The 6931-nt window shown below is 75.1% G+C and carries 5 protein-coding genes; 1 reads left to right on the top strand and 4 read right to left on the bottom strand.

Annotation, left to right across the window (positions count from 1 at the left end; genetic code table 11):
* A partial coding sequence (locus LQ222_RS09440; RefSeq protein WP_230166019.1) for a glycosyltransferase occupies positions 1-964 on the top strand: 964 nt, incomplete at its 5' end.
* Here LQ222_RS09440 and LQ222_RS09435 read toward each other — a convergent pair.
* From LQ222_RS09435 to LQ222_RS09420, 4 genes are all read right to left on the bottom strand, one after another.
* Positions 924-2201 (bottom strand): glycosyltransferase family 4 protein, encoded by a 1278-nt coding sequence (locus LQ222_RS09435; protein WP_230166018.1) that lies wholly within the window; start codon positions 2199-2201, stop codon positions 924-926. The two genes, LQ222_RS09440 and LQ222_RS09435, sit on opposite strands and share 41 nt — an antisense overlap.
* Entirely contained in the window at positions 2198-3310 is a 1113-nt protein-coding gene (locus tag LQ222_RS09430; protein WP_230166017.1) for a glycosyltransferase family 4 protein, read from the bottom strand. Before LQ222_RS09430 ends, LQ222_RS09435 begins: the two co-directional genes overlap by 4 nt.
* A gap of 170 nt (positions 3311-3480) precedes the next feature.
* A complete protein-coding gene (gene mdoH / locus LQ222_RS09425) occupies positions 3481-5379 on the bottom strand; it encodes a glucans biosynthesis glucosyltransferase MdoH (RefSeq protein ID WP_230166016.1) in 1899 nt (632 codons plus the stop codon).
* Positions 5376-6914 (bottom strand): glucan biosynthesis protein, encoded by a 1539-nt coding sequence (locus LQ222_RS09420; RefSeq protein WP_230166015.1) that lies wholly within the window; start codon positions 6912-6914, stop codon positions 5376-5378. Before LQ222_RS09420 ends, mdoH begins: the two co-directional genes overlap by 4 nt.
* Positions 6915-6931: the final 17 nt, after the last annotated feature.

The following is a 6931-nucleotide window of genomic DNA, read 5'->3' as shown; positions in this document are numbered from 1 at the left end:
GCTGTGGCGCGCGCGGCCGGCGGCGGGCGCCGACCTGCGCCGCCTGGCGCGGCCCGGCGACGTGCTGGCCGCCTTCGGGTCGCCCTGGTCCGAACCGGGCCAGCCGGCGCGGATGGCGGCGGCCGCGGCGGCGACCGGGGCGCGCATCGCCATCCTGGTGCACGACATGATCCCGGTGCAGCGGCCCGAATTCTGCGACCGCGCGCAGATCGCCGCCTTCGCGGCGCACATGCGCGCGGCCTTGCCGGCGGCCGACCTGGTCTTCGCCAATTCGCAGGCGACCGCCGCCGCCGTCGCGGCCTGGGCGGCGCACGAGGGCCTGGCGCTGCGCGGCGCGCCCTGCATCGTGCCGGTCGGCCTGCAGCCGCTGCCCGCGCCGGCGGCGCTGCCGGCGGGGCTGCGCGATGGCGGCTATGTGCTGATGGTCGGCACGCTGGAGGCGCGCAAGAACCACTGGCTGGCGCTGCGCGCCTGGCGGCGCCTGCTGGCGGAGCTGCCGGTGGGGTCCGTGCCGCCGCTGGTCTTCGCGGGGCGGGAGGGCTGGATGGTGGCCGACCTGCTCCAGGCGCTGCGCAATTGCGGCTGGCTGGGGGGCATGATCCGCTGGGTGCGCGAACCCGACGATGCGACGCTCGCCGCGCTCTATCGCGGCTGCCGCTTCACGCTGTTCCCGTCGCATGTCGAGGGCTGGGGCCTGCCGGTGGCGGAAAGCCTGGCGTTGGGGCGCCCCTGCGTCGCCACCGGCCAGGGCGCGATCGCGGAGGCGGCCGGTGGCTTCGCCGTGCCGATCGACCCCGACGACGTGACCGGCGCGACTGCCGTGTTGCGCCGGCTGCTCGAGCATCCTGACGAGGTGACCGCGCTGTCGGCGCGCATCGCGGCAGGCTTCCGCGCGCCGTCGTGGTCGGCGACGGCGGCCGCGATCATGGCGCGGCTGGAGGCGACGGCGCCGGGCATCGCGTGACCGCGGCGGCAAGCCCGATCGCGCGCAACGCCGCCGCCCCGCAGGCCGCCATGCCAAGGCCCTGCGCGCGCCGCAGCCCCGCCGCCGCCAGGCGGTCGCGCAGCGCGGCGTCCTCCGCCAGGCGGCGCAGCGCGGCGATCGCCTCGGCGGCGTCGGGTTCCGCCCAGTCGGCATGCGCCGCGCCGTAGGTGCCGCGGTCATCGCGTGCCGGCACCATGCGGCAGCCGACCAGCAGGGCGCTGTCGGCGTCCATGAAATCCATGTTGCCGGACCAGCCGGTCGCGATCACCGGGCGGCGCAGGCGCATCGCCTCCAGCAGCGACAGCCCGACCCCTTCCGCGCGGTGCAGCGAGACGAAGGCATCGCACAGGCGCATCAGGCCCCAGACCTCGCGGCGGGTCATCTCGGTGTCGATGATGCGGATGTTCGGCGCGCCGTCGCAGGCCGCCACCACCTGCCGCCAGGCCGCGCCGCCCATGCCGGTATTGTAGGTCTTGAGCAGCAGGACGCGGTCCGCCCGGTCGCCGAAAGCGGCGCGATGCGCGCGGATGGCGCCGATCGGGTTCTTGCGTTCCACCGACGACGCCGCATCGAACACCGACAGGAACACCATCGCGTCCTCCGGCAGGCCGATCGCGGCGCGGGTCATGGGCGCGGGGTCGGGGTCCGGCACGGGGTAGTGCACGACCTCGACCGGCGGGCCGCCGGGCCGGCGCACCGCCGCGGCGACGAAGCTGGTGGAGGCCAGGATGCCGTGCGCGAAGCGGTAGCCGCGGGTCCAGTCCGCCGGCAGGCGCGGCAGTTCCCAGTTCCAGAAGGCCAGCACGCGCTTGCCGCGCACCGCGTCGCGGCCGAGCGCGCGCAGCGCCCAGGGCAGCATCGGTCCATTCACATGCGCGATCAGCGTGCCGGGGCCGGCCGGCGCATCCGGCGCGGGGCCGGGCGGGCCCTGGCGCAGCGCGGCCGTGAGGTCGGCGCGATGCACCGGCGCGCCGGCGGCCTCCAGCATGTCCGCCAGGCGCCGGGCGCCCTCGCCCAGGCCGCTCGGGGCGCGGAAATACCCTGCCACGGTGATCGGCCGGCAGGCCGGCGGCGCGGCGGCGTCGGGGCGCGGCGCGAGCCATTCCATCGCCGTGAACAGCGCCTCGCGCCGCAGGCGCGGTGGCAACAGGCGCCACATGCGATGCAGCGGGCCGTGCACGCGCGGGCCGGGCGCGGCCGCCGGGCGCGGCGTCATGGACGGGCGGGTGCCGCGGCCGTGCCCAGCAGCCGGTCCAGCGCATCCTGCAACGCCGTGGCCGGCGAATTCCAATCCGCCAGGCGCGCCCCTTCCGCGCTGGCGCCGGCCGCGAGGCGCGCGCGCGTCGCGGGGTCCAGGATGCGCAGCAGGCCGGCGGCCAGTGCCGCGGCGTCCGGCGGGACCACCAGGCCGGAGACGCCGTCGCGCACCTGCTCCACCAGCCCGCCCACCGCGGTCGCGACAGCCGGCACGCCGAGGCTGAGCGCCAGCGGCACGATCCCCGACTGGCTCGCCTGGCGATAGGGGAACACCACCGCGCGGGCCGAGGCGAGCAGCGGGGCCATCTCCTCGTCGGCGACCCAGCGGGGTTCCAGCGTCACGCCGGGCAGGTCGCCAAGGCCCGGCGCGGCGCGCGCGATGTCGCCCTGGCCGACCACGCGCAGCGTGGCGCCGGGATGCGCCGCCACCACCAGCCGCCAGGCATCGCGCAGCAGGTCGAGGCCCTTGTAGGCGCGGATGCGCCCGAAGAAGAGCACGTCCGAGGTCTTGGCCGTGCCGATCGCGCCGGCGATCCCGCTCGGCGCCAGCGCGCCGAGCGGCAGCCGGATGACAGGCAGCCCCGGCCGCCGCGCCGCGATGGCGGCCGCGACGCAATCGCTCAGCGCCACGGCGGCGCGGGTGGCACCAAGTTCGCGTCGCAGGCGCCATTCCCAGAAGGTGTCGCCGTCACCGGGGTGCTGCACGCTGTCATGCACCACCGGGACATAGGCGATGCCCGCGCGCGCCAGCGCCGGGGCCACCAGCGGCGTCCAGAGATGCGCCATGGCGGAGACCACGACATCGACCTTCTGTTCGTGCGCGAAGGCGACGAGGCCGCGGGTGAGGGACCGCACGCGCAGGAAACCGGTGGCGAAGCCGAGCAGGTCGACATAGGTGTCGACCTCCTGCCGCGGCACCGGCAGGGCGCGGAAGGCATCGATCAGGTCGCCCTGGCGCGAGACCGACAGCGCCATGCCGGCGGATCGCTGGGCGAGCGCTCGCGCCAGGCACAGCGAGAAATGCGCCCCGCCGCCACGTCGCCCCCAATACCACAGGAGGATGCGCATCCCCCGCACGGCACGATCCCCCTGCTGCATGGCCCCCGCCCGGCGCGATCATACGCCGCGGACGCGCGCGCGATAGGGCTGCCGCGGGTGCGGCACCGCCGAGGGACCTGCGCTGCGCGTGGCGCGCTGCACGCCGGGTGGTGGGGCGCCGGTCGCGCGGGCGTGGCCGCTCACGTCATGGCGGGCGATCGCGCGCGCATCGGCGGGCACGTCACGCAGGGCGCGGCGGGCGCCTGCAGCGCCTCGTGCCGCGCCTGGCGGAGCACCGGGCCCGGCGCGACATCGGTGGTGGTCTCGAACAGGCGCGACGCGCGCAGCCAGTCGCCCAGGCGCAGGCTGGACGTCGCGGCGACCACCAGCGGCGCCAGCACCAGCCCGGCCAGCACCGGCCACATCCACAGGCACAGCATCGGGTCGATCGACAAGGCCGCCGCCGTAAGCGTCAGGCCCAGCACGACCTGCGCCCGCGTGGCGCGGATCGCATCGCGCAGCCGCGCGCCGCCGCCGTCGCGGCGCTGCGCCGCCCAGCCGCCATCGACGCCGCGCAGCACGCCGATCCATTGCAGCGATTGCGTCAGCATGGTGATCGGCGACAGCAGCATGGAGACGAGGATCTCCAGCACTGCGCCGCCCACCAGCCGCAGCGCGCCGAGCAGCCCAAGCGCGCGATCCGGCCGCAGCATCGACAGCAGCAGCCCGATGACCTTCGGCGCCAGCAGCAGCAGCATCGTGCCCGCCAGCACCCACACCGCGCGCTCGCCATCGAACACTGGCCATTGCGGGAACAGCGCATGCGTGTCGGGGAAGTATTCGGGGCGCAGCAGGCGCGCCTGCGCCGTGGCCACCAGGCCCAGCACCAGGAAGCCCAGCCACAACGGCGCGCTGGCATAGGCCGCGATGCCCGAGGCCATGTGCAGCCGCCCCATCGGGTGCAGGCCGCGCGCGCCGATCACCGCGGCATGCTGCAGGTTGCCCTGGAACCAGCGCCGGTCGCGTTGCGCCATCTCCGCCAGGGTGGGTGGGCCGCGTTCGTGGCTGCCGCCCAGGCCCGGCACCATCTGCACCGACCAGCCGGCGCGGCGCAGCAGCGCGGCTTCGACGAAATCATGGCTCAGGATCTCGCCGCCGAAGGGGCGGCGGCCGGGCAGCACGGGCAGTCCTGCCGCCTGCGCGAAGGCCACCGTGCGGATCAGCGCGTTGTGGCCCCAGTAGTTGCTCTCGCGGCCATGCCACCAGGCCAGGCCATGCGCCAGCACCGGCCCGTGGACCGCGCTGGCGAATTGCTGGAGCTGCGCGAAGGGGGTCTGACCGCCCTCCAGCACCGGCAGCGTCTGCAGCAGGCCGGCGCGCGGGTCGCGCTCCATCATCGCGACCAGCGTGACGAGCGTATCCGCCTCCATCACGCTGTCGGCGTCGAGCACCAGGAACTGGCCATAGGCCGCGCCGAAGCGGCGCATCCATTCGGCGACATTGCCGGCCTTGCGGCCTTCATTGTCGGTGCGCCGGCGGTACCACACCGGCGGGCCGGGCGTGGCGCGCAAGTCGCGCACCAGGGCGCGTTCCTGCGCGACCGTCTCGGGCACGCGGGAATCGCTCAGCAGGAAGATGTCGAAATCGTCCTCGACACCCGCCTGCAGCAGGCCGGCGCGCATCGCCACCAGCGTGGCGCGCAAAGCGGGTACGTGTTCGTGGCAGACCGGCATCAGCAGCGCGGTGCGGCTGGCGGGGGTGGGGGCCACGTGCACCACGCGGTGCGCGCGCAGCATCGCCGCCGCGCCCGCCAGCGCGGTGGTGAAGGCCAGCGCGATCCAGAACAGCAGCACCGCATAGAGCAGGGTCAGGGCCGCGCCGGTCACCGTCCAGCGCGCCAGGCCGAGCACGAGCGACATCTCGGCGCTGGCGAAGCCGGTGATGATGCCCGCCCCGCCCAGTACCAGCGCGCGCCGCAGCGCCATGCGCCAGCCGAAGCGGCCGGGCGCAGGTTCGGCGTGCTGCCGCAGGTCCTGCACCGGCATCGCAAGGGGCGCCTCGGCCGGCAGGATCTCGTCCGCCGCCGCGGCTGCGGTCATGCCGTCCATCGGTAGGCCCAGCTCTCGGAGACCGGTACGCCCAGGCGCATCAGGCGCACCCGGAGTTCGGCGACGCGCGCCGTGCCGGGCACCAGTTCGAAGGTCGCGCGCAGCCCGCCGGTCTCGGGATTGGGTTGGACCACGGCATGGCGCGTGGTGCCGGCGCTCGCCTCGATCGCGATCTCAGGCAGCGGCGCGGCCGCCCCGCCGGTGGGCGAGGTGTCCAGCACGAACAGGCGGCCGCGCGGGTCCTGGGCGGTGCCGGTGCGCGTTGCGGCGAAGCGCAGCAGGCGGCCATCGGCGGGCTCGCGCGACGACCAGTGCAGGCGGTAACGCAGCGTGGCGGGCGTGCCCGGCCGCACCCCGCCGCGCGGGCACCAGGCCGCGACGATGTTGTCGTGGATCTCGTCACGCGACGGGATCTCGACCAGCTGGATCTCGCCGGGCCCCCAATCCTCGAGCGGTTCGACCCACAGATGCGGCCGGCGATGATACGCGGCTTCGAGGTCCTGGAAGGCCGCGAAGTCGCGGCTGCGCTGGAGCAGGCCGAAGCCGCGCGGCGTGCTGTCCTGGAAGCCGCTGACCTGCAGTTCGCGTGGGTTGCGCAGCGGCCGCCAGATCTGCTCGCCGCGCCCGGTCACCATCAGCAGGCCGTCGGAGTCATGCACGCCGGGGCGGTAGTCGCTGATGCCGGCGCGGTCGCCGGGGCCGAAGAAGTACATGCTGGTGCCGGGCGCGATCCCGATCCGCGGCACGGCGCGGCGCGCGAAAAGCTGGGCCGTCACGTCCATCACCGTGGTTTCGCCAGGCTGCACCACCAGGCGCCAGGCGCCGGTCAGGCTCGCGCTCTCGAGCAGCGCGTGGATGGTGAAGCTGGTGGCGCCGGCGGCGGGGCGTTCGATCCAGAAGGCGGTGAAGGCGGGGAATTCCTCGCCCGCCGGGTCGGCGGTGCGGACCGCCAGCCCGCGCGCCGAGATGCCATAGACCTGGCCGCGGCCAAGGGCGCGGAAATAGCTGGCGCCGAGGAAGGTGCAGATCTCGTCGAAGTGATCCGGCCGGTTGAGCGCCCCGGTCACCCGGAAGCCCGCGAAGCCGAGCTCGGCCGCCGCGTCGGGCGCGGCCATGCCGTCGAAGTCGAACTGGGCGGGATCGTAGCGCAGCGCCGTCGCGCGGCCCTCGGCCACCTCGAACAGGTCCACGCGGTCGCGGAACAGGAAGCCGCGGTGATGCGGCAGCAGGCGGAACGGCAGGTCGGTATCGGCCCACAGCGCCTGCGTTGCGTCGAAGCGGATGCGGCGATAGCCATCATAGTCGAGGTCCGCGAGCGGCTGCGGCAGCGCCGCGCGCGCCGGGCGATGCGGTTGCGCTGCGAGGGCCGCGGCGATCTCCGCCACCGTGGTCTCGCCGAACGCCACGCTGACGTCCGATGGCGCCATGGCCTGGCGCGCGCCCGAACCGGTGGTGGGGCTGCCAGCAGGCATCGCCATCGCTGCGCCGCTGCCGATCATGCCAAGGATGAAGTCACGCCGGTCCATGGCGACACTCACGATCC

Origin of the sequence: Roseomonas sp. CECT 9278 (assembly GCF_918698155.1) — a bacterium.
Lineage (GTDB): Bacteria > Pseudomonadota > Alphaproteobacteria > Acetobacterales > Acetobacteraceae > Neoroseomonas.
This window is presented reverse-complemented; position numbering and strand designations above follow the sequence as displayed.